This is a genomic window from Chitinophaga fulva (assembly GCF_012927205.1).
GTDB classification, from domain to species: Bacteria; Bacteroidota; Bacteroidia; order Chitinophagales; family Chitinophagaceae; genus Chitinophaga; species Chitinophaga fulva.
Genome location: NZ_JABBGC010000003.1, coordinates 867,452 through 891,957 on the forward strand (window position 1 = coordinate 867,452; position 24,506 = coordinate 891,957).

The window sequence follows — 24,506 nt, forward strand, 5'->3', positions numbered from 1 at the left end:
CTGTTTCTCCAACAATATTTACTGACAAAATTGTTTCATCAATTTTACCTGGTCAGCTGTCGCCTTCGTTTTATCATAGGAAAGATACAAGGTATTCTCCATAGGCGACCTGCCGCTCCAAATCACCTTCTGGTCATCATCCAGCAGGTAATCCGCAGCGATGGTCAAAGCAGTGCTGTGCTTAATTGATTTTAAGATGAGGCTCATATTCGGTATGACACAGGATGGCTTTATAGCCGGACGTTTGTAGAAATTCTTTTTCCAGAATTTACGGATGATAGCAAGATCTGTAGTATACGCAAACCAGGGCTGCGCTAACAACCAGGCCTCTGCGCTTTCCCAGTCTTCCTTTTTTATATATCGATCAAATTCAGTGGTGTTTATTGTTTTACTCCCCGCGATGATAAAATGCTCCTGCCGGATAGGTTCAAAAGTAAGATTCGTGTAATCCGCCAGTTTAGTCGCCACCACAAAATCCAATGTTCCCTTGTGCAACCGGCCCAACAACTCTTTGGTCCGCCCGAAAGACAATACCAGGCTGGCATCCACGGCGGTTATATTATCTGATAACACAGCCTGAAAATACTCCTGAACAACACCCAGCCGGATTATAGACGGTTGCTTTTTTAAGCCGGCAGCACTAAACCCCTCCTCCACCTGCTCCAGCATCTCCAATGGCGCCACTACCTGCGTATAAAACAATTTACCGTAGTCTGTAGGCACAATCTTCGGCTTCCGTTCAAACAACGGTTGGCCAACATGCGCCTCCAACAAAGCGAGATGCTGGCTCACATTAGGCTGTGATATAAACAAGATCTTCGATGCGGCTGTCAGCGACCCCGTTTGATAAACAGCCTTAAATGTTCTGTACCATTCCAGATTTACCATTCCCTAAAGTTATAATTGTTTTTATGACCGCCTATAAATTAAGCTATTTTACTAAAAGATATCTACGGCGGAGATTTGCCCTAAATAATAATACAATGGAGATTTTACCACAGGTACAGGAAGTACTGACCTACATGGAGTCAGTTAAAGTTACACATATAGCAGACAGGTTACAGGCATCCAGAGAATTCTACGAAAGGCTGATACCACTTGCAGGAGAAGAGGAAGCAGTATTTGCAGTTGATAATAAAACCGTAGCATTCCCGGACCGGAAGATCAACATCAGGATTTACAGACCATCTCACCAGCAACCATTACCGGCAGTAGTATATTTTCATGGCGGCGGATTCTTTAAAGGAAGCCTCGAAAGCCATGACCGTCCTTTACGGCAACTGGCCAATTTATCAGGTGCGGTGATTATTTCAGTGGATTACAGGCTTGCTCCGGAATACCCCTTTCCACATGGCCTGAACGATTGTATCGACACAACCAGGTGGGTCATTGACCATGCAGCGGAATTGGGCATCGATAGTCATCGTATAGCCGTAGCCGGGGACAGCGCCGGAGGTACATTGGCTACGGCCGTAGCGGGAGCATTGCCAGGCATCATATGCCAGGTACTCATATACCCTGCCACGGACTCTTCTCTGGCAACGCCCTCCTGGTCAATATTTGCGGAAGGCCCTATTGTAACCCTTAAGAGCGGTATTGAACTGTGGAATTATTATACGGACGATAAAATCAAGGCGGCACCTATATACAACGATGACCTGTCAGGCATGCCTGATACCTATATTATCGCAGCAGAATACGATCCGCTGCGGGATGAGATAATCAACTATGCCCACAAGCTCCGCCAGGCAAATGTGGAAGTAACAGAACAGCTGTATCCGAAAATGATACATGGTTTCTTTCAGATGGGAGGTGTAATAGATCAGGGTAAAGAGGCCATCGCAGCGATATCGGAGTATCTCAGGAATAAACTGGTACAATAAAAAAGGCCTTCGGATGCGCATCCGAAGGCCCCTGATTTTTCGCTAAACTGTCCGGCTTTACCAGCGGAGCGTTTCATCGATAATATTTCTATTTACTTGTCGCTGCAGCCTGATGTTGCAGTTCCGCAATGCGTACCACTAAATCAGCTAAACGGTTAGAATATCCGAATTCATTATCGTACCAGCCCACAACTTTCACTAAATCGCCTACAATCGAGGTTAATAAAGCATCGAAAGTACAGGAATAAGGATTATCAATAACATCTACAGATACGATGGGAGCTTCTGTGTATTTCAACACGCCTTTCATCGAAGTCTGTGCCGCCTCTTTAAACCTGGCGTTAATTTCATTTACATCTTTGGGTTGTTTTTTCAGGATGCAGGTAAAATCGGTAAGGGAACCATTCAAAACCGGCACACGTATCCCCGCACCGCCCATTTTACCTTCCAAATGCGGAAATATGTTGGTGATTGCTTTTGCAGCACCTGTAGATGTGGGTATAATGGATGCTGATGCAGCACGCGCTCTACGAAGGTCTCTATGTGGCGCATCATGCAGGTTCTGGTCCCCGGTCATAGAATGGACGGTGGTAATATACCCATCCATGATTCCCCAATTATCATCTAAAACCTTTACCATAGGTGCCACATTATTAGTGGTGCACGACGCATTGGATAATATAGGTGATGTTAGATCTATCAGATGATCGTTAACCCCTAATACCACCGTAGGAATGTCTTTATCAGGGGATGGCGCAGATATAATAACCTGTTTGGCTCCAGCCTGCAAATGCAATCCGGCGGCGGCCCTCGTAGTAAACTTACCAGTCGATTCGATTACTAAATCGATATTCAGATCAGCCCAGGGCAACTTCAGCGGATCACGCTCATTTAAGATACGAATCGATTTCCCATCAATAATCAAAGCATCCGCAGTAGCCTCTACCTCACCTTTGTACGGTCCATGTACAGAGTCGTAACAGTAAAGATGTGCCAATGTTGGAGTATCTGCCAGATCATTTATTGCAATGACTTCAATTCCCTTTCTTTGCAGTAACATGCGTAAACATATTCTGCCAATACGTCCAAAACCATTAATAGCTATCCTCATATTTATGTAGTTATTAAGGGCAAAGTTATTTGATAACTCCCAAATAATAAAAAAGCTGCGGGGCGCGCCGAAAAATCGTTGCTCTTTATTATCTAACTTACAGGTTCATAGGTCAATTGTACCACACCCGATTTAAAAACCTGGGTCTCTGTCAGCTTTAAACCTATTCGTTCTTTTATGTCTTCAAACAATGGTTTACCGGTTCCCAAAACTACCGGGTGCACCGACACCTTATACACATCAATAAGCCCTGATTGTATAAATGTCTTGATAAGGCTTGCGCCACCATACAACCAGATATCTTTACCGTTCTGCCGCTTTATGTCAGCCACCTGGTTAACAATATCAGCGCTGATGAATGTAGCCTTTTCATCTTGCCGGCTCCGGCGCGAAAAGACATATTTCTTCTTTGAATGTATTCCTTGCCACATCTCCTTTTCCGCCGGATTGGTATTTTCATCCGGTTGGAAATTTCCCCAGGCGTCATAACTTACTCTCCCGTAGAATATTGTATCAATGCTTGATATAAAACTGCCAAATTCCATATCATCATCCATAATGCACCAATCAACTTCTCCATTGGGTCCTTCAATAAACCCATCTAAAGTAACAGCCAAATTCAAAATGATTTTTTTCATGCTAAAAGCTTTTCACAAAAATAAATACCAGCTCCCGTTACTTTTTGGAAGAATGCGACAAAATTAAAATCGTGCAGGAGTCAGTCCTGTATACCGCTTCATCTCATTCGTCAAATGTGACTGATCATAAAATCCACCTTCAAAAGCGATATCAGATAAGCGCTTCATTGGGGCATTCATCATGGGAAGAACGGACTGAAAGCGGATGATCTTTACATATTCCTTCGGTGTTAAACCGATATGCGTTTTAAACATCCGCTCCAATTGCCTGACGGTGGTAAAATTCCTTTTAGCCATATCACAGATGCTTACATTTCCGCTATGCATCTGAATATCCTTCAGAACAGACTGAAGTACCTGGTTGACACTTCTTTTCCTGTCTAAAAAATGGCGGTTGAGGTACGCATAGGGGTCTTTAATGATCTTCCCTATATCAAATGAGTAGGACTGGTCAAATTCAACGGTGTGATCAGTCAATTCATGTTGGGAAACATACTTATAGAAAGACGAAAACGCTGCTGGTTTTAAACACACACCTAACAGATGGGTATTCGTGTCAACAAAACTATCCTTAAAGGTAGTCATGGCGCCTACCACGTATGTTTTACCGTGCTCCATCATAGCCAGGCCACTATCTGTTTTGCAGGATTCTCCTAAATTGATAATGATCCCGGGGCATCCGTCAGGAAATATCCGTTCCCATTGGCTGTCGTTGTCATCGCCTTTCAGTTCCCAAAAAGAATGGATATGGTTTGTTAATGCCGGGCACGGTTTAGCTGCATGATGTTTCATTACCAGCACTAAATTGGTTAGTCATAAAGATACAAAAGAACCGGTCATATAACCTGAAAACAAAAAAGCCTCCGGAATATATCCGAAAGCTTTTATAACAACCTTAATACAATACAAAACTATCATCTTGGGGAACACCTTTTTCATCTTCGTAATAGGTATATTCTCCAATTTGTTCACCTGCTACATACAGTTTCAAATATACTTCTACTGTATACGTTTCGGTTATCATCCCAGAAAAGGCAATTTTCACTCCACTATCCATTACTAATACGGATGTCCAGGGCACCCCAAGTTCTTCGCGCAAAAATTCATTTTCCTTATCACTAATGCATGCTGAGAGGCTCTCTTTAGCCTTTGTACAAAGTGAATTTAATTTTTCCTTACTTAATTCAATTTGCATACCTGGTATTTGATGAAAACTGGCCTACACGCTGTCTCCGTCTCGGATCTACGCTCAAACTTACCAATTTTGGCTGGTATATTTAAGGACCCAGTAAATTGATGTCCTTGGCAATGTCTCGCTTAAACTTTACCAGAGGGCGAGTATCGTAGTCAGTATCATAAAGCTCGGGAAAAATCCTGAATTACTACTTTTGAGGGACCAGGTTGAAAAGTTGGGGACTGAAAAACCGTGTCCCTGCTTTCCTGTTGTGTATTTTCAAAATTTTCTAACCCTGGTTTACCCGGCTTTAACGGATATCTAATGCCTGATGAACTCCGCCTGAATATTTCCACTGCAGCCAGACCATACTATTGAATAATCTTCAGTATAGCTATCAAATGGCTTTTGCTGATAATGCTACCTTTAGCTATCATCAGTATCATTCGTTATGGCAAAACAGATTTCTCTCATCACCTTCACCGGCAGACTCGGCAACCTGATCGGTTACAGGCGCAATGGCAAACACTTCCTGCGAAGCATGCCTTCATGCGTCCGGCAGACGGCAGCTACCCGCAGGGCCGCTCAACAATTTGGCATCGCCAGCAAAAAAGGAGCGCTCATCCGCAGTGCTTTTTTGGGCAAGCTGGATGCTGGCTGTGATAGCGGGCATATCAACAGGCTGACCAGCGCACTCATTCCCGCCACCGGCAATAACATTAGGAGCATTACCGGCTTCAGGTTCAACCGGCATACGGGAACAGACAGGTTTCTCATCCATGCCCCCAGACTCTCCCATGATGGTATCCTGTACATTCCGCCACAAGCATTACCGGTATGCAAAGACATCAACAGCCTGGAAATAAAAGTGATCGCCGCCCGTATCCATTTTGCTACACACCAGGTAGTAGGTACGGAAAGCGCTGTACTCACAGTAAAAACCGGGGAAGATTTTAAAGGGGCAGCATGTAATGTGGAGGTACCGGGTAAAGGAACATTGATAGTTGTGCTACAGGTAAGAGGTATACAGGACCATGTTCCTTCCTGCGACACGAAATACTTCGCCGCTGATATTATTGCAGCAGAGCCGCCACCACCCCTGCCGGAGGCCCCACACAAACAGATCTGTCCGGAACTCCCTCGGTTAAAACTGCTGTCAGAAAAAATACCGGCCGCCGCTTCAGTGCATCTCCTCCTCCCCGTCATTCAGCGGGAATAAGCCATCTCCTGCCTGGCAACTGTATACTGATGATCCCTTTAAACTACATATTCCAACCTACTGCCCACAGGCTTAACCTGTTAGCCTGCCTTTACATGCATGTCCCGCATCTTCTCCATCCTGCCTGTTATATTTCATTGACACGATACATCCAAAGAACATTCCCGCATCAAGTCCACCTTTACCCCTGGTTTACTATAGGGATGCTGTATCTATCACAGCGACATATCCATTGTACTTCTTTCATTTTATTTATGCATCTCTGCAATTAATTGACAGATCTTAGCATCTTCAATATTCCATTCAATTTCACTGATTTTTTCTGATGACCTGCTGAAAAGGGATTCAATAAACGAACGAAGTACAACCTCAGTTTCATTGAGAACTTTTGACGCCCACTCGGCGGCTTTTTCAGGCTTAAGTAATTCATACTGGTTCTCTGGCTTAATGTCATGAATAGAGAAAAGCCAGACAGAGTAGTTCCTATTTTGGTAACTTCTGTTCGTATATTCTTTATTTCTAATTAAGGAAATTGCATCGCGGATAAATTCTATTTCAGCTTCATTTGCGACACCAAAAACAGGTTGTCCGTTCTTCATTTCTAGCGGCCATATTTGTATATGCCATCTATCCTCGCTGGAAACGGATATATAAACCTCAAATACTTTCTCATTTTTCCTATATGTAAATAACCGGAGCTGCCCATCTGTTTTAGGAAAAACTTCTTTCCAACGATCTTCTATGACTTTTTCGAGATTGCCTGGTATTTGTTCATTGATTATACGGTTATACTCCTCACTGATTTTTTTTGCTATTTCAAAGGTGGATGAAGTTTCTCTAATTTTCCTATTGATATCGTCTCTCATTTCTTTATATGTTGTTTCACCTGTTAAGAGTTTCAATAAATGAATATATTGGGCAATAGTGCCTTTAAGTATCCCATCTGTATGCTCCTGGCATTTTTCCAGCCAGGATAAAATGTCTTTCTGATAGGATACACATACATAGTCTTCTTCTCGTAAAACGCCGCCTGTACTCCATTGAGTGGCTTTCTGTCCGGTTAGTGTCAGATATAGGAGCTTAAAATTTTCAAACTCCTTTTTACCATAATTATGGTACCTTAAAAGTTGATTTCTTTGATCTGCTGCATAAATTTTATTCTCAATAATCATAGCTGATTTTGTACCCCCATCAACTATTATTAAATCAATATTGCCACCGTTTTCATAATCATCATCGATAACCCCTATTGACATCTCTTTTCTTACAATTGTTTTTTCATTTATATCAATTGGTAGCGAGATACATTCATTATTTTCATCCCGTTTAGTTGTCAATTGGGCAATAAAAAGAGAGAGGAACCTAGTGCCTTTGCCATGTGATCCATCAGGGTTCAGTAATTCTGCAATAAAGGCGCTATGCGTCCTTACTTCACGGGTACTAAGCCCCAGTATCTGGAATACATTAAAAGCGTCCCCATTTACCTTCGTTGACTCTTTATACTCGTTGAAAACTTCCTCTATCTCAGCAAATAACTTTTCAACCATTTCATAATAGTTTTTTACGTTCAATATAAAAGTAATATTTCAGGATTGAATAAGATGGGAGAACTTTATACCTGTAATGTTGTCGGCAATTTTTTTTGAACGCAACAGGAGCAATTTTGGAATTGCTACATTCCAAAACCGGGTTATTACCCAGAGGTATCGTAAATAAAGGCAAAAAGAAAGAGCCAAATGGAATACTTGATTCCATTTGGCTCTAATCGAAAAAAGCGGGGCGAAGGTTACAACTTTCGACACTTTTTGTGGAAGATTTAGGCAAAATCTGCCAATTTATCGCAAGAATTGCCAAAATCTGAGCATACTTGAGGTATAGTAAAATGTAACATGAGATAGAATTGTCCCAACAATACAGAAAATACCTCTAAATTGGGACAATCCTCTGTTTTGCTTACTTCGTCTTTTCCTTGTTCACACTTACTATTCTTTTGGGAAAGTTCAAGATTGTGGTAATAAGGTCAGATATAATAAATAATAATGTGTAATAGTTAAAAGAATACGAATTCATGCAATTTACGAAAAGAATATTTTTTTATAATGTTCGAAGTCCTTTGTAGCCTCTTTCTTCGATAGTTTCTTGTCTATAATTTCAATTTCCCTAGAAGTAATAGAACCTTTTAGCGAAGTTACTGCAGTGATAATTTGTGCTTTTCGCTCTTTAACTTTTTCTGGTGTAAATTGTGTTGTAAGGTAACCATCCCAACCAATTTTTACGAGTTTTTGTGTCGTAAAAGCTGAAAAGCCCATTGATGGGTATTTTCTTCTTGTTTCTTCCATTGCAGCTTCTATAGTTTCACCGTTATAGATTTTGTTATAGAAATGTTCGTATCCATCTACACTATCTCGAAAACTTATTTTTTCAAATGATCCAGTCACAGAATCAAATGGGCAAGGCTTGAAAGATGCTATTAATTTCACAACATTAAGACCTTCACAACTTGAAAAGCTAGTCATTACTCTTTGTTTCGTTGCTAAATAAATATCCCTAAACCTCTCTCTTAAATCTTCCCAAGCTATAAAAGAAACATTATCCGACTTATCAAATATACCAATACCATCTTCGTTCCCATGGCAAACAAAATGAATGACATACTTTTCGTTAGTCTCAGATATTTCAGCTTGTACGTTATCAAGATGTTCAAAGACTTCTATATCTGTCTCGACATCTTTAAAATCTACGGGAATTGCAGATGATAACCGACTGGAAAGCTCTTTTCCCGATTCTAAAGGGTCTATTGTTTTCAGTGATTGTATTATGAATATTTTATTGATGATTGGCATGAATTAGTGTTAGTTTTTTAATAAATCGATTTTTTGTACAATCAAATATATTCTTGGGTAATTATGCGACCGCTAGAAGATTATCTTTGTATAGGGCCTTTGTTTGCGATTATTTGTTGACTAAGAGTTAGAAGAGAATTCTCCTTTTCTTTGTAAAGTAGCTCCAGTGAAAGTTCGATTAATTCATAAGCATCGAGTAAGTCTTCTTTTGTTAGTTTATCATCATGACTAGCACTGTTCCCCAGCCATCGAATAGCCTCAAGGAAAGATTTAGTTTCTGGTTTTATGCCAGCAAATGTTTGAAGTCTACTTCCCAGGGTTATAAATTTGCCCGTGGCGTCTTGAGATTGAAGTCCAAAGCTGTCTAGTATTTTCTCTAAAGCAACCCTGATTTTGTTTCCACACGAAGCTTGGTCATACCAGAAAAGACCGAAGGACTTAATTAAATGCTTTTTTACATTATCCGGCAATGCTGTTGGAACGTCAATTAAATATGGTGCTGGATGATAGATTATCGGTGTCCATATACTAATTTCAAACCCGTTCTCATCTGTATGTCTTACATCATCTAAGCGCTCATATATAACAGTTACAACATCTTTACATTCGTCACAGCTTAGGTGCGCAGAAACCAAGAAATCACTATCAGGGGCAACTGTACCGTTATTATGATATTCATTCCTTTCCAAGGACTCTTTTGTTTCCGATAATATTGCTCTCCTACTGTCATAAGTTAACCTGCCAGAACGGCAAGTTGGACAGGGCTTGTTTTTAGTGTCGCTTAACCAGAGTTTTCTATCCATAAATTGATATTAATAGGTATAAATACGGATTTGATTTCTTCGTTAAAAATACAGTTACAGATTTTTAAAAAGCCAAAGATTATAAAATGCTATAGCCATTTTCAGTCTTGAAATTTTGGCGTTAAGAGGCCAAGGATATTGGGAAAACTGAGGAAGTAATGCCCAATGTAAGTGCTCACCTTCAATCTAAAATTAAGAAAAGGCCCAATAGGATTATAACCTACGCAATATCGTAAATAAAGGCAAAAAGAAAGAGCCAAATGGAAATACTTGATTCCATTTGGCTCTAATCGAAAAAGCGGGGCGACGGTTACAACTTTCGACACTTTTTGCAGAAGATGTGGGTAAAATTGCTCATTTTATTACAAAATATTGCCAAGATAAACCAGAATCTGAACAAAAGTGAGATTCCTTAAGTAATCGAAAATTTTTGCCATATCTGTATCGAATTGGTATATTAATGCAAGTTGTCATGTCACTTAGCAGCTTTACCCGCGAAAATGGTATAACTAGCCAAATTTAACTGCCATTTTTTCATTAAATGGTCAGTTAGGCACATTGGCATAATACATGCGACTGCCCATAACGACAAAATAGTTATTAGAACGAAAAACTTTAAAACACGAAGAGGGTTACAGTAACGGGATTTACTTACCTCGAGGGCCTTGTTCACCCTTTAAGATTAGCGAGGATTCTTCAAATAACGCAGCACAAAGATATACATCGTAATAATAAAAACAAACATTTTTTCCCGCCTGTCATTCCCCGGAAAGCTTAATCCTGATACGTGAGGTATAAAGACCAATGAGATTGTCACGTTAAAAAACTACTTTTTACAATTTATGAGATATGCATTTTGGAATAACAAAGGAGGGACGGGAAAGACAAGTTTAGCCTTTCAAACAATTACTGAGTACGCAATTCAAAATCCTAATGATAAAATCTTGGTTATTGATTTGTGCCCGCAAGCTAATCTGTCAGAGTTACTAATGGGTGGGTTAGTTGGCGGAGGAAGCTCAAACCTCAGTACTTTGTACACTGGCAGCCCTTCACGCTCAATAGGTGGCTACTTTCAAGATAGATTTTCCTATCCATTTCAAACACCTCAGATAAATCCGTCGTCTTATATTTCCATCCCTGCCGCGTTTAACAACAATATACCCACAAATATTGATTTGATAGCAGGTGATAGAATAGTCGAATTACAGTCAAATTCAATTTCGGCTCTGTCAATAACTCAGATTCCTGGTGTTAATACATACATCACCATTATAGACTGGTTGAATGATCTAATTGCCGCAGCTGAGGGAGAAAAAAAATACGATCAGATATTCATCGACACTAACCCTAGTTTTGCCATCTATACACAGATTGCATTATCCGCATCGCAGCGTTTAATAGTCCCTGTTATGGCAGACGATAGTTCTAGAAGAGCATTGACGAATGTCTTCTCCCTTGTATATGGTTTGAGTTTACCATCTTCGATCTATAACCAGTATGCTTTCAACACGAAATTGACTGGTGAAAATAGACCGCTACCCAAGATACACTTAGTTGTCAAAAACAGACAAAACCAATATATGGGGCCTTCATCAGCGTATGCATCTGTTTTATCCTCAATAGATACAGATTTAAATAGCGTTATATCCTCCAACCCTCAGTGTTTTACATTTACAAATCTTACTGACGGAATTGTAGAGGTCAGGGACTTCCAAACAGCCGGAGTAGTCGCATTTGCTAAAGCAACGCCCTTTTCTATCTTAAGCACTGGAAAGCACACCATGTTTGGCGTGGACACCACAGTAAAAGAGGAGTATTTAGATAATTGCATAACGGCAGTTAAAAGGATAGTAGCTCAATTGTAAATAAATCTACGAGTAAAATAAAAGGCAGTGCATATCAGGGCACTGCTTTTTTGTGTCCAGGGTATTTGTTATAGCTCTAGGGTGTAAGTTCCGAATGCACTTTGCAGTAGGAAGCATTAGCCCGAAACAAGGGTGTCCATCATAAGTGATCAGAGGAATATAGTAAATAAAGGCAAAAAGAAAGAGCCAAATGGAATCAAGTATTCCATTTGGCTCTAATCGAAAAAAGCGGAGAGTCAGGGATTCGAACCCCGGGACCTGTTACAGTCAACAGTTTTCAAGACTGCCGCAATCGACCGCTCTGCCAACTCTCCAGTGGAGCGCAAAGGTATATAAGTCTTTTTAAATCGCCAAAAAAAATTACAAAAAATACAGCCCAGCCGGAAAAGCTGCATGTGGGCCTGCTGCTACCGGCTGGTACTGGTATCAGTCAAAAAACTAAGCTAACCGCGCCACGGTCTCCTGCACGGCCTGTGCATGGGTCATAGGCGTATAATTAAATCGTTGATTAAACTTGGAGCTGTCGAAATAGTAGTCGCGGTCGTATTGGTACAACATCTCGAAGAGCTCGTGCATGATCTGGTTGTCCACGCCCAGCTCTTTCACCAGTGATGCGGGCAACAGGTCAAACGCATCATTTTTACCCAATGCCTGCGCAAACAGCTGTATCCATTCTTTTCCGGTAATACGTTGCTGATCTACGGGCAGGTTCCATATCTGGTTGTAAGCGTCGGCGGCGTTGCCCAGCATGACAGTACCTTTGGCCAGTTCCGGCGTATAGCCGATACTGTGAGTAATGTCGGCATTGCACAGCCAGACGGCTTTCTCGCCTCTGACCAGGTTATCATACACCAGGTGCATCAATACACTGTTTCTTTTGATGTCACCGAAAATATCCGGCGCTCTGGCGATGAGGGCCTGCAGCTGCCGCTGTGCTATGCTTTGCAGGAGGATCTCGTCTACTTCTGTTCTGACCTGGCCTTTCTGGCTCGACGGCCGGAAGGGTGTGTCTTCTGTAATATGGTTCACATGGTTCCCGCCGATGGCATAGGCGTTGTCAAAGAACACCAGTTTAGCCTGGTGTTCGAGGCAGGCGTCGATGACGTTGCGTATCAGTGCGGGCCATGCTGTTTTCCATACCCTGGTGCTATATTCGAACCCGAGTGTCAGGTAAACGATACCGCTACCGGCTACTGCCCGGAATACCTGGTCCCGGTTGGTAAGGTCTGCTTTAAACACTTCATCGGAGGCATTGACTTTTTGGGGATTCCTGCCAACAAGGCGGATGTCATGGGTGTAGGTGGTGAGTGCCCTGGCCACTTCTATGCCAACGGCACCACCGGCACCTAAAATAGTCTGTTTCATCTTGCTGATTTTTACTGTAACAAAACTGCTCTCACTGGCAACCTGAAAAGAAAAACCCCGTTCAGTATACAACTGAACGGGGCTCCCTCTTTTCTATCTGGCTTACTTTTTTGCTGTTGAGCTTTGTTCTGCTGTTGATTCTTAAATTCTTTCTGCGCGTCTTTTATTCACTATCGCCATGCTATCTTCACTAATTTCCTGTCTGTTGATGATAGCCTGTCTGTTATTTTTTTAGGTCGATGCTATTTCCATCCGCCACCGAGTGACCGGTACAGGTCTACCATAGCGCTCAGGCGCTGGCGGTCGACATCTGCCTGTCCCAGTTCTGCCTGAAGGGAGCGTGACTGGGCGGTGATCACTTCGAGATAAGTGGCCATACCGCTGCGGAACAGCATCTGTGCCTGTTGTACGGCCAGCTGGGTAGTAGCTACCTGCTCTCTTGCAATCTGCTGCTGTGTTTTCAGCTTGTCCAGTTTGATTAAGGCATCGCTTACTTCGCCAACGGCGTTAAGCGTTGCCTGGCGGAAGGAGATCACAGATTGCTCGCGCTCTATTTTGGCTACTTCCAGTTGTGTTTTCAGGGTACGACGCTGGAAGATAGGCTGGGTAATGCTACCCGCCACGGTACCAAATAAAGAGGCAGGAAGGGTAAACCAGTTGCTGGCTTTGAAGGCGTTCACACCACCGTTGGCGGTAATGTTCAGGGAAGGGTACATATTGCCCTGGGCAGCGCCTACACGTGCATTGGCGGCTACGAGGCCCAGTTCAGCAGCCCTCACGTCCGGACGACGGCTTACCATGCCGGCAGGAATACCGGTAGGTAAGGAATCTGCTACTTTAAAGTCACGCAGCTGGCTGGTCCTGCTGATCGGTGCAGGCAGTTCGCCGGTCAGGATACGGATAGCGTTTTCCTGGATGCCAATACCCTGCTCCAGTTGCGGCACCAGCAAGGCAGCGGTCTGCTTCTGGGAAATAGCCTGTTGCACGGCCAGTTCAGTTACTTCACCGGCTGTTTTCTGCAGGCGGATCATCTGTACGATGGTGTCGCTCAGCTCTACGTTGCGTTTGGCGATGGCCAGCTGGTTGTCCAGCATCAGCAGGTTAAAATAACTGCTGGCGATGGCGGCTACCAGTCCGGTCTGTACGGTACGCTGTCCTTCATATGACTGTAACAGGGTGGCCTGTGCAGCTTCCCGCTGACGGCGGATTTTACCCCATACGTCAATCTCCCAGGACATACCAACACCCAGGTTATAGTCCTCGATATGATCACCAAAGTTGAAATTACTCAGGTTCATACCGGTGAAACTATTCTTGGACGGGAAGTTGGTGTTAGCGGTGGCCGTGGCGTTGAACGCCGGCAGCCATGCGGCTTTGGCTTGTTTCAGGTAAGCCTGTGACGCTTCTACCCTTTTTACGGCCAGCTGCAGATCGTAGTTACCGGTAAGGGCTTTATCGATCAACTGCTGCAGGGTGGCGTCACTGAAGAATCTTTTCCATTCCATTTCAGCAATGCTGCTATCGGAAAGCGCTACGTTGCCGAATTGACTGGGCAGCGCCACCGGGGGCCGCTCGTAATTGCGGCCTACCCGGCAAGCTGCTAACCCTACAACTAAGGACAACAACAAAATTATGAATGTGCTATATCTGGTATTCATCTGTCTTTTTTCTGTTTCTGGTAATAGATCTGTTGACTGTTAGTGCACCAGTTCGGCCATCTCCTCTTTTTTCTCTTGCTCTGTCACAATAGGTTTGCGACTGATTTTTTCCTGCAGGAACTGGAATATCACATACAATACCGGGATGGCAAACACGCCCAACACGACACCGGTAAGCATACCGCCGGCAGCACCGGTACTGATGGAACGGTTACCCAGTGCGGAAGAACCGGTAGCGCGCATCAACGGCAACAGACCTGCGATAAAGGCGAAGGAGGTCATCAAAATAGGGCGCAGACGCAGGCGGGCCGCACGGATACCGGATGCTACCAGTCCCATGCCACTGCGTCTTCTCTGTACCGCGTATTCCACGATCAGAATGGCGTTTTTCGCCAGCAGCCCTATCAACATGATTAAACCTACCTGTACATATATATTGTTATCGATACCAAACAGGTTGATGAACGCAAACACACCGAAGATACCCAACGGTATGGAGAGGATCACCGCCAGTGGCAGGATATAACTTTCGTATTGTGCCGCCAGCAGGAAGTACACGAATATCAGACACAAAGTGAAGATGATGGTGGACTGGTTACCGGCACTGATCTCTTCTTTGGTCATACCCACCCATTCATAGGTATAACCCCTGGGCAGATACTGCGCAGCCACTTCTTCTACTGCCCTGATAGCGTCTCCACTACCGTAGCCTGGTTTAGCCTGACCGTTGATGGTAACGGCGTTGAACAGGTTGTTGCGGGTCACTGTTTCAGGACCGTATACGCGTTTCAGTGATACCACAGTATTGATAGGTACCTGTTCACCGAACTGGTTTTTTACGTATACCCCATCCAGTGAGGAAGGATCTTTACGCAGTTCTGCATCGGCCTGTACAATCACACGGTAGTATTTGCCAAAGCGGTTGAAGTCAGACGCAAACATACTACCATAATACACCTGCATAGTCTGCAAAATGTCGCTCACCGGAATGCCCAACTGCTTGGCTTTACGGTCGTCGATCTCTATTTCATATTGCGGGTGGCCATTGTTGAAAGTGGTGAACGCAAAAGCAATCTCTTTACGTTTCATCAGCTCTCCAATAAATCCATAAGCGGTACCACCCAGCTTCTCCAGTGATCCGCTACCAGTGCGGTCCTGCAATACCATTTCAAAACCGGCTACGTTACTGAAGCCCGGCACAGTAGGCATGTTGATCGCGAAAATATTAGCTTCGGGAATGGCTGCAAACTTACCCTGCAACATACCCATGATAGCGTTCATGTCCTTGATCTTGCCACGCTCCGCATGTGGTTTCAGTTTAATAAAGCCCACGCCGGAAGTGGCACTGCTGGAATTGCTGAGGAAGTTGAAGCCGGACACGCTAAGGTAAGCGTGCGTAGACTCCAGGTCTTTTACAACGTGCTCCACTTTATCTACTACCTGACGGGTACGCTCCAGTGATGAACCGGGAGGCATATTCACCACGAACACGGCAAAGCCCTGGTCTTCTGTAGGAATAAAGCCGGTAGGCGTTTTGCGCATCATCCAGAAGGTAACCCCGCCGATGATCAGCAATCCTGCAATCGTCAGCCACTTACGTTTGATAAGGAACTGCAGGCTACGCGCATACTTTTCTGTCATGGCATTGAAGCCGGTATTGAAAGCGGCAAAGAAACGTTTGCCAAAGCTTTGCTGCTGTTTTGCATGACCGTTCAGTTTACCAAGCTCTTCTCCATGGCCGCCGTGATTGTTTTTCAGGATCAGGGCGCAGAGCGCAGGACTGAGCGTCAACGCGTTCAGTGCCGAAATCAAAATGGCGATGGCCAGCGTAAAGGCAAACTGCCGGTAGAATACGCCCGCAGGACCCTCCATGAAGCCTACCGGGATAAACACGGCAGACATCACCAGCGTAATGGAAATGATGGCACCGGATATCTCCTGCATCGACGACAACGTGGCGATACGCGGGTTCGCCCCTTTCTCCATCTTCGCATGCACCGCTTCCACCACCACAATGGCGTCATCCACCACGATACCGATCGCCAGGATCAATGCGAACAAGGTGAGCAGGTTGATGGAGAAGCCAAACAACTTCATAAAGAAGAAGGTACCAATGATAGCCACTGGAACGGCTATCGCCGGAATCAATGTAGAACGGAAATCCTGCAGGAAAATAAACACCACAATAAACACAAGGATAAAAGCCTCCACCAGCGTATGTTTTACCTGATCGATAGACTCATCCAGGTATTCTTTGGTGCTGTAAATGTTAAAGTATTCGATACCGGTAGGAAAAGATTTCTCTGCCTTTTTCATCAGCTTGTTGATCGTTTCCTGTATTTCATTCGCGTTGGAACCCGCAGTCTGATTGATAGCGATACCAATACCATATTTACCGTTTACCCTGGTATCACTACCATAGGTAAATGAACCAAATTCCACACGGGCCACATCTTTCAGGCGCAGCACAGAACCATCGGCATTCGCACGCAGGATGATGTCTTCATATTGCTGGTCCTTGTTGAGCTTACCTTTGTATTTGATAATATACTCAAAAGATTCCTGGCTGCCTTCACCGAAACGGCCGGGCGCTGCTTCCAGGTTCTGGTCGCGGATAGCGCCCAGTACTTCCTGCGGAGACATATTGTATGCGGTCAGCCTGTCAGGGCGCAACCAGATACGCATAGAGTAATCTTTGGCGCCAAACACCATGGCCTGACCAACTCCTTTTACACGCTGTATCTCCGGGATGATATTGATCTTCGCATAGTTCTGCAGGAAGGTCTCGTTATACTCCGGTTTGTCACTCTGCAGGTTCACCACCATGATCATACTGTTCTGTACTTTCTGGGTGCTGATACCGGCCTGTATCACCTCTGCGGGCAACTGGCTGGTAGCTTTGGCCACGCGGTTCTGCACGTTCACCGCAGCCAGGTCCGGATCGGTGCCTAAGCGGAAGTAGACGTTGAGCGTCATGGAACCATCGTTGTTGGATTGTGAAGTCATGTAAGTCATGTTCTCCACCCCGTTCACCGCCTCTTCAATAGGCGTGGCCACGGAACGGGCCACCACTTCGGAGTTGGCGCCCGGGTAAGAGGCCGTTACGGCTACGCTGGGCGGCGCAATGTCCGGGAACTGGCTCATCGGAAGGGTCACCAGCCCCAGTATTCCCAGCAAGACCAGGAGGATGGATATAACGGTAGCCAATACTGGCCGTTCTATGAATTTTCTAAACATAATGTCAATAGTATTTAAGCATCATCCGAAAAGGACGACGGGAATGAGGGTTATCCGCAAAGCGCAACACCATTAATGGCTGGCCCCCGCTTTGCGGATGCATCACGAAACATTAGAGCGGTCTTACTTTCAGCAAACTGTCAAGTGACATCTGTTGCGGAGCGATCACCGTACCGTCATGCAGACGGTCCAGACCGGAGTAAACAATCCGTTGGCCGGACTTCAACCCTTTCTCCACAAAATAGTAGTTACCGCTTTTACCGGATATAGTAATGGGAACACCAGTCACTTTGTTGCTGTCGGCTACAACAAACACCATCACTTTGTCCTGCAGCTCATAAGTAGCTTCTGTCGGAATCACCACGGCTTCGGAGAATTGTTCAGGGATGCGGATCTTACCGGTGTTGCCGGTACGCAGCAGTCCTGCTCCGTTCGGGAAAGTGGCGCGGAAGCTGATAGCACCCATGGTCTTGTCAAACTGACCTTCCATGGTTTCTATTTTTCCTTTTTCAGTGTAGATGGTATTGTCAGCCAGTTTCAGTTCTACCTGCGGCAGCTGTTTTACTTTGTCAGCAATGCTGCTGCCGGCAGTTTCGTTTTTAAATTTCAGGAAGTCACCTTCGCTCATGGAAAAGTAAGCGTACATCTGGTTTACATCAGACAATACTGTCAGCGGCTGCGGCTCTGCACGGCCTACCAGCGCACCCACTTTGTAAGGGATTCTGCCGATATAACCACTAACAGGCGCTGTGATCAGCGTATAGCCTACATTGATGCCTGCACTGCCCAGTTGGGCCTGTGCCTGCGATACCGCTGCTTTGGCCGCCTGGTAGTTGGCCTGCGCAGTTTTCAGTTGTACTTCGCCTACCACATTGTTATTTACCAGCGGGGCAAGACGATCTACTTCCAGTTGTGCTTTTTCCAGGTTAGCTTTAGCGGCCAGCAGTGTGGCGTTCGCGTTGCTCTGTACTTCTGTGTACACACGGTCATTGATTTTAAACAATGGCTGACCGGCTTTCACGAAAGCTCCTTCATCTACATAAATCTTATCAAGTATACCTTCCACCTGCGGACGAATGTCCACATTGGTACGGCCTTCCAGCGTTGCGCTGTATTCGCGGTAAGTAGTGGCAGGCACTGCATTCAGTTTCAATACCGGTAAAGCTGCCGCCTGCTGTCCTTCCATGTGCGCTTCTGAAGCACCGCAGCCAGACAACAAGGAAAGAATCACGACACTATAGAGTAAGCCTGCCGGCAAGTTTGCAAAAACGGATCTTTTTGGTTTCATACTTGTTTTTTTAATCATACGACAATTTTTTTCCTCTCCGTTGCGAAGACAATACAACTCACATTGCTTCACAGCAGCAGTTTTAGTAACAGCATTCAAGAGGAAAGTACAGGCAGTCAAGGTTGCGGCTTCGGGCCACGTATAACGTCACAGCTGGTTATACGTAAGCACGCAACAAAATGTTACTTCTGTAAATAAAAAATAAAAGAAAGGGCATTGCAGTTGTGCTGCTAATGAATATCCATGGTTTTCAAATTTTTTAAATGATGCACGGGCAACATCATTTTCTTATTGACAACGATGCAAAATTAGTATAATAATGTTAACGGACGTTTAAATTATTACGGGTTTAATTGTACTTTTCACGGGTCGTCTTCTGGAACGAGGCTGGCGTAAGTCCTGTATGTTTTTTGAAAAAGCGGTTAAAGTAAGCATCATCCTCGAAATTCAGGCGGGCAGCAATCTGTTTTACGGAGTGTTCCCCCCAGTATAATAACCGTTTAGCCTCCATCGTCCTTTTTTCATCGATCACATATTTGGCATTTCTGCCGAGCAGGCTTTTCACTGTGTCATTTAAATGTCCGGGCGTAACGAACAACATCTCCGCATAATCAGACACCTGCGTCTTCTCATGGAAATGCTGGTCTACCAGCACTTTAAACTGACGCGCCATATTATATTGGGAATTTTCTCCGTTCAGCCATGCATTGGAAGGCTCCGAAATACGGCCGATGGTGATCACCATCGCATTCAACAGGTTACGAAGCACTGCTTCCTTACGTACTTTATCACTCTCGTACTCCTGCTTCAGCAACCGGGCATAAGCCAGCAGCTCTTCCAGCTGCTCTTCGGTCAGCGGCACCATACCGGAATTAAAAATACAATGCCAGCAGCTGATCACGCCCCGCATTTCCGGAACGAGAAAATCCGGTGTAAAAGATATATTGATCAACTCCACATCATCCCCCATCGCATGCTGATGGACCTGGTCAGGTTCCATCAGCATGATGGCGGGTGCAGTCACCTCGTATTGTTTAAAGTCAATCGCTTGCCGGATAGTTCCTTTCAGCAGTATATCGATACTGAACCCGTTGTGACGGTGCGGCGTCCCCCAGTGTTCTATCTCCTCTTCATCACAGCCATCTATCTTACCGATAAAAAAGGGCATGCCATTCACACAGTCTTCAAGACGGTACATGGGTATATCTGCTATCTTTCCTGCTTTTGTAACTTCCATGTTTGATACTTTTTTTGAAGTGATCAGTCAACGGGCTCTGTCGGCTTCTCCTGTACTACCACCAGGTCGCTCAACTTCACGTTGATCGGAATATTACCCAGCTGTACAATACCGCGTTTGTCCCGGATTTCTATCAGGCGGCCCACCTGGCGGTTGGTCAGGATTTTTACCTGGTCACCCACCTGTACATTGCGGCCCACCTCTTCAAACTTGTCCTGCACTTTTTTATTGTGCTTCTCATTAATCTGTTTCTCCCTGCGACGGAACAGCAATATCTCTGCCTGTTTCATCACTTTCTCTCTATCGTTGCTGTCGCCGGCACGTTTCCATTCTACTACGATCTGCTTCAGCTTGCGTTCCATGTCTTTCAGATAAGCCAGGTCCGTTTCCTTGATCTGGTTTTGCAGTTTCAGGAAAGTGATCTGCTGATGTTTTTTCTCTTTATCTGACAGCATTTCGTATTCACGCTTCAGCTTCTCATTTTCTTTGACCAGCTTCTGCAACTCTTTCTCTTTGCTTTCTACTATCTGGAGATCCTGTTCTGCTTTGTTCAGCAATTTATCCAGCTGGAAATGACCTTCGTCTACCAGTTTTTTGGCCCGGGCAATGAGTGCCGGGTTCAGGCCAATCCTTTCGGCAATGGAGAAAGTATAAGAGCTGCCGGGCTTACCGACCATCAGTTTATACATGGGCATCAGGGTCTGTTCATTGAATCCCATCGCCCCGTTGATGATGCCTTTTACCTTATTGGCCATCACTTTCAGGTTGAGGTAGTGGGTAGTCACCACGCCGAAGGCATGTTTCTTGGCCAGTTCCTCCATGATCACCTCAGCGAAAGCACCGCCCAGGTTAGGGTCAGAACCACTACCCAGCTCGTCGATGAAGAACAGGGTCCGGCCGTTGGCAGTCTCCATGAAATACTTCATGTTCTTCAGGTGGGAGCTATAGGTACTCAGTTCAAATTCCAGCGACTGGGTATCCCCGATGTGGATCATCAACTGTTTGAAGATGCCCAGCTGGGAAGACGGATGCACCGGTACCAACAGGCCGGACTGCAGCATGAGCTGTATCAGGCCAATGGTTTTCAGTGTCACTGTTTTACCACCGGCATTGGGACCGCTGATCACCAGTATGTGCGCGTCTTTATCAAGACTGATGCTCACCGGCACGGTAGGTTTGCTGTTTCTGCGGTTATATAATAATAACAGCGGATGGTAAGCCTGTACCAGGTGCAACTGCGCATGTGGTACCAGTGACGGGTAATTACCGTCCATGTCCAGCGCCAGTTTTGCTTTCGCCCGGATAAAATCATAGGTGCCCAGTATCTGGTGGTAGCCGTTGAGCAGCTCACTATAACCGCTCAAAGAGCTGGTCAGTGCCTTCAGGATGCGGTATACTTCCCGGCCTTCCTCTCTTTCGAGCGACTGTATATCGTTATTCAGTTCGATCGTTTCTTCGGGTTCGAGGAAAGCGGTTTTACGGGTATCGGATTCACCATGGATGATACCCTTGATCATACGTTTGTTTTCGGCGTAGATGGCCACCACCCTTCTGCCGTTGAGGAAAGCCTCTTCCTGGTCGGCCAGGTAGTTCAGCTTCTGCAGCTTCTGGAGGATGCGCTCAAACATGCGGCGCAATTCTGTTCTTTTACGGAACAGGGAGATACGGATCTTGGCCAGTTCAGGGGAAGCATTATCGCGTACCTGCCCGGTTTCATCCAGCACTTCATCAATAAGTGCCGTGATCTTTTTCTCATAATAGGTATCCTTGATCACATCAAACAGGCCTCCATACTGGATGCGGCGGTCGTGGTCAAAAAACCGGACAATGCTATGCATGCTTTCCGCCAGTTTGCGGAGAGACATTGCCTGATCGCCGGTCAGTACTGCGCCCTGGATGGACAGCAACCGTAACTCGGTATGCAGGTTCAGGACGTGATCATTGGGGAAATGCTCCTGCAACAGGATCAACTGTTTGTATTCATGCGCCTGTTGCAAAGCGGATTTTACGTAGTCTATATGCGTGTGCAAACGAAGATCAATAGCCATTTGCGTACCCAGTTCCGTTTTACAGTGGTCCTGGAGCAATGCTTGTATTTTATCGAATTCCAACTGCACCAACGCAGACTCAGGAAAATATTTCAAGTGATTATATATTTAATTGAACGGCATAAACTTACAACAACAGAAGTATGCTGCCGGTTAAAATGAAATGTGCTGCGGCTTCCGCCGGAGCCAATAAATAAACATATATGCTGCTACACTAAGCGCTGTAGCTGCCTGGGAAGAAGTATGCTGGGAAATAAATTAGTTCTTTCTCATCGGCGTTGTCATTGTACTATCAATAGTATCCGGTTTACCCGGTGTTTCTATCTATATTGCTGCTGCTGCTGACTACTTTTTTGAGGGCTTTCAGGCCCCGCTGGGTTCCTTCTGGCTAAAAAAGAATGTTAAAGTTACTAACTTGTCGCCTAACCTGTATCATTTTTTACGTAAATTATTATTGACACAGGGGATGCAAAAATAACAAAACACCCTGAAATACCGCTACAGTGCTGTATTTTACATATGTTAAAAAGACAGTATTTTTAAACAAATATTTTATGCGAAAATACTCAATATTCATCTTTTTCGTAACATTGGCCCTATTTGCCTGTGCGCAGAACAAAAAAGAAAAAGTTCCCGGAGATATGGAAATACCCAATAACACACATGTAGAAAAAGCCACTTTCGGAGGCGGCTGCTTTTGGTGTACAGAAGCCCAGTTTCAATACCTCGATGGGGTACTAAAAGTGGAATCCGGCTACGCCGGCGGCACGGTGGCCAATCCTACCTACGAACAGGTCTGCGAAGGTAATACCGGTCATGCTGAAGTTATCCAGGTCACCTACGACCCGGCTAAAATCAGCTACGATGAACTGCTGCAAGCCTTTTGGGAAAGCCACGACCCTACCCAGCTTAACCGCCAGGGCAACGACGTAGGCACCCAATACCGCTCCGTTATCTTCTATCATACGCCCGAACAAAAGGAAAAAGCTGAGTTCTATAAGAAAAAGCTACAGGATGCCGGCGCGTATGATAAACCTATCGTGACGGAAATTGCCCCGATGACCACTTTTTACAAAGCGGAAGATTACCACCAGAACTATTACAACCAGAACGGACGACAGCCCTACTGCACGTTCGTGATCAAACCTAAACTGGAAAAATTCAAAAAGGTGTTTAAAGACCACCTGAAGAAACAATAATCCTTAGAAACTAAGGAGGAAAACAACAGGCCTGATCTAATCGACAGGCCTGTTGTCTTTTTATGCGCACCAAACCCAGGGCTAAAGCCCTGGGCTACGATGTTGTTCAAATTCGTTCCAGTTAACAATCCTGTGTTACGGGGGACAGAGATGGTAGTGCAGGGCTTTAGGGGAATGAATTGGGACCCGTGGGGTTATTTCATGCGTGCTATTTGATATTGTGCTCAGGGCTTCCGCCCGGAAAGAGGAAGATCAACCGAAACCCAATACCAAAATGCTTGTACCCATGAATGATAGAATTCTTCCTTGAAAGAACTTGAATCACATCGTAGCCCAGGGCTTTAGCCCTGGGTTTATGGATGGATCCGCGTATTCCCCTGGCTAAAGCAGGAGCTGCACCCACATTAAACACCTTTCTATCCTGTAATTCGTATTTTTTTCCTATTTTAAGGGAATCCTAAAAACAATTAATGACATCAATTCCACCAACTATCTGCCCCTACTGCAGCAGCAAAGAGCTGATTCGCACTGTTCCCGAAAAAGATCCATTTAATGTAATGGTCATCTGCCATAACTGCCAGCGGGTGATTACTCCTGAACACGACGGCCCTCCCGGCAGAACCACCGTCGCTGTGCGCTCCATTGCTGAAAAAGCTATCCAGATCAGTCTCAGCCTCGGTAAATTAAACGGGATTAAATACTACTACTCAGAAATCAACAAACTGCCAGACACCAAAACCACCCTTCAACAGTCCAAAGATACCATAGAAGCCCTGCTGCAGGCCCGTGGACTGACCAGCGCGGTCAGAAAGCCCAGCCGTAACGGCTGCGTTATCGCATTGATTATCATCCTGTTGATTATTGCCAGTGTGATCTATTTCTATACCCGCCGATAACCGGCCACCTCGCCATCAGGATAAATTTTTCCTTTCCGGGCG

Annotated in this window: 19 protein-coding genes and 1 tRNA gene; 5 read left to right on the forward strand and 15 right to left on the reverse strand. The window is 44.9% G+C overall.

Annotation, left to right across the window (positions count from 1 at the left end):
- Positions 1 to 18: 18 nt before the first annotated feature.
- Positions 19 to 888, reverse strand: coding sequence for a LysR family transcriptional regulator (locus tag HHL17_RS26860; protein ID WP_169227920.1), 870 nt, complete (start codon positions 886 to 888; stop codon positions 19 to 21).
- Positions 889 to 983: 95 nt separating this feature from the next.
- Between HHL17_RS26860 and HHL17_RS26865 the strand changes: the two genes are divergently transcribed.
- Positions 984 to 1,883 (forward strand): alpha/beta hydrolase, encoded by a 900-nt coding sequence (locus tag HHL17_RS26865; protein ID WP_169227921.1) that lies wholly within the window; start codon positions 984 to 986, stop codon positions 1,881 to 1,883.
- A gap of 88 nt (positions 1,884 to 1,971) precedes the next feature.
- On the opposite strand, the gene gap is transcribed toward HHL17_RS26865, so the two are convergent.
- The 4 genes from gap to HHL17_RS26885 all read right to left on the reverse strand — a co-directional run bounded on the left by gap (position 1,972) and on the right by HHL17_RS26885 (position 4,827).
- Complete coding sequence (gap, locus tag HHL17_RS26870) at positions 1,972 to 2,994, reverse strand: type I glyceraldehyde-3-phosphate dehydrogenase (RefSeq protein ID WP_169227922.1); 1,023 nt, start codon at positions 2,992 to 2,994, stop codon at positions 1,972 to 1,974.
- 92 nt (positions 2,995 to 3,086) lie between these two features.
- Positions 3,087 to 3,632: a dihydrofolate reductase family protein gene (locus tag HHL17_RS26875; RefSeq protein ID WP_169227923.1), complete on the reverse strand. Its 546-nt coding sequence runs from the start codon at positions 3,630 to 3,632 to the stop codon at positions 3,087 to 3,089.
- A gap of 63 nt (positions 3,633 to 3,695) precedes the next feature.
- Entirely contained in the window at positions 3,696 to 4,424 is a 729-nt protein-coding gene (locus HHL17_RS26880) for a helix-turn-helix domain-containing protein (RefSeq protein ID WP_169227924.1), read from the reverse strand.
- A 103-nt stretch (positions 4,425 to 4,527) separates the two neighbouring features.
- Positions 4,528 to 4,827: a hypothetical protein gene (locus HHL17_RS26885; protein ID WP_169227925.1), complete on the reverse strand. Its 300-nt coding sequence runs from the start codon at positions 4,825 to 4,827 to the stop codon at positions 4,528 to 4,530.
- A gap of 430 nt (positions 4,828 to 5,257) precedes the next feature.
- Here HHL17_RS26885 and HHL17_RS26890 point away from each other — a divergent pair, with 430 nt between their 5' ends.
- Positions 5,258 to 6,025, forward strand: coding sequence for a hypothetical protein (locus tag HHL17_RS26890; RefSeq protein ID WP_169227926.1), 768 nt, complete (start codon positions 5,258 to 5,260; stop codon positions 6,023 to 6,025).
- A gap of 248 nt (positions 6,026 to 6,273) precedes the next feature.
- Here HHL17_RS26890 and HHL17_RS26895 read toward each other — a convergent pair whose 3' ends face one another.
- From HHL17_RS26895 to HHL17_RS26905, 3 genes are all read right to left on the reverse strand, one after another.
- Positions 6,274 to 7,572: a PDDEXK-like family protein gene (locus tag HHL17_RS26895; RefSeq protein ID WP_169227927.1), complete on the reverse strand. Its 1,299-nt coding sequence runs from the start codon at positions 7,570 to 7,572 to the stop codon at positions 6,274 to 6,276.
- Positions 7,573 to 8,100: 528 nt separating this feature from the next.
- A complete protein-coding gene (locus tag HHL17_RS26900; protein ID WP_169227928.1) occupies positions 8,101 to 8,868 on the reverse strand; it encodes a hypothetical protein in 768 nt (255 codons plus the stop codon).
- 80 nt (positions 8,869 to 8,948) lie between these two features.
- Positions 8,949 to 9,671: a DUF4145 domain-containing protein gene (locus HHL17_RS26905; protein ID WP_169227929.1), complete on the reverse strand. Its 723-nt coding sequence runs from the start codon at positions 9,669 to 9,671 to the stop codon at positions 8,949 to 8,951.
- Between the two features lie 842 nt (positions 9,672 to 10,513).
- Here HHL17_RS26905 and HHL17_RS26910 point away from each other — a divergent pair.
- Positions 10,514 to 11,536, forward strand: coding sequence for a ParA family protein (locus HHL17_RS26910; protein ID WP_169227930.1), 1,023 nt, complete (start codon positions 10,514 to 10,516; stop codon positions 11,534 to 11,536).
- Positions 11,537 to 11,765: 229 nt separating this feature from the next.
- On the opposite strand, the gene HHL17_RS26915 is transcribed toward HHL17_RS26910, so the two are convergent.
- The 7 genes from HHL17_RS26915 to HHL17_RS26945 form a co-directional block, all read right to left on the reverse strand.
- Positions 11,766 to 11,850 (reverse strand) — tRNA-Ser (locus tag HHL17_RS26915).
- A 124-nt stretch (positions 11,851 to 11,974) separates the two neighbouring features.
- Entirely contained in the window at positions 11,975 to 12,901 is a 927-nt protein-coding gene (locus HHL17_RS26920; protein WP_169227931.1) for an NAD-dependent epimerase/dehydratase family protein, read from the reverse strand.
- 242 nt (positions 12,902 to 13,143) lie between these two features.
- Positions 13,144 to 14,523, reverse strand: coding sequence for an efflux transporter outer membrane subunit (locus tag HHL17_RS26925; protein ID WP_240975972.1), 1,380 nt, complete (start codon positions 14,521 to 14,523; stop codon positions 13,144 to 13,146).
- Between the two features lie 75 nt (positions 14,524 to 14,598).
- Entirely contained in the window at positions 14,599 to 17,796 is a 3,198-nt protein-coding gene (locus HHL17_RS26930; RefSeq protein ID WP_169227933.1) for an efflux RND transporter permease subunit, read from the reverse strand.
- Between the two features lie 112 nt (positions 17,797 to 17,908).
- Positions 17,909 to 19,084: an efflux RND transporter periplasmic adaptor subunit gene (locus HHL17_RS26935; RefSeq protein ID WP_169227934.1), complete on the reverse strand. Its 1,176-nt coding sequence runs from the start codon at positions 19,082 to 19,084 to the stop codon at positions 17,909 to 17,911.
- A gap of 349 nt (positions 19,085 to 19,433) precedes the next feature.
- Entirely contained in the window at positions 19,434 to 20,321 is an 888-nt protein-coding gene (locus HHL17_RS26940; RefSeq protein WP_169227935.1) for a helix-turn-helix domain-containing protein, read from the reverse strand.
- 23 nt (positions 20,322 to 20,344) lie between these two features.
- Positions 20,345 to 22,465: an endonuclease MutS2 gene (locus tag HHL17_RS26945; protein ID WP_169227936.1), complete on the reverse strand. Its 2,121-nt coding sequence runs from the start codon at positions 22,463 to 22,465 to the stop codon at positions 20,345 to 20,347.
- A gap of 458 nt (positions 22,466 to 22,923) precedes the next feature.
- Here HHL17_RS26945 and msrA point away from each other — a divergent pair, with 458 nt between their 5' ends.
- Together msrA and HHL17_RS26955 are read left to right on the forward strand one after the other, a co-directional pair.
- On the forward strand, positions 22,924 to 23,568 hold the full coding sequence (gene msrA / locus HHL17_RS26950) for a peptide-methionine (S)-S-oxide reductase MsrA (RefSeq protein WP_169227937.1): 645 nt from the start codon (positions 22,924 to 22,926) through the stop codon (positions 23,566 to 23,568).
- 470 nt (positions 23,569 to 24,038) lie between these two features.
- Entirely contained in the window at positions 24,039 to 24,464 is a 426-nt protein-coding gene (locus HHL17_RS26955) for an FYVE zinc finger domain-containing protein (RefSeq protein ID WP_169227938.1), read from the forward strand.
- Positions 24,465 to 24,506: the final 42 nt, after the last annotated feature.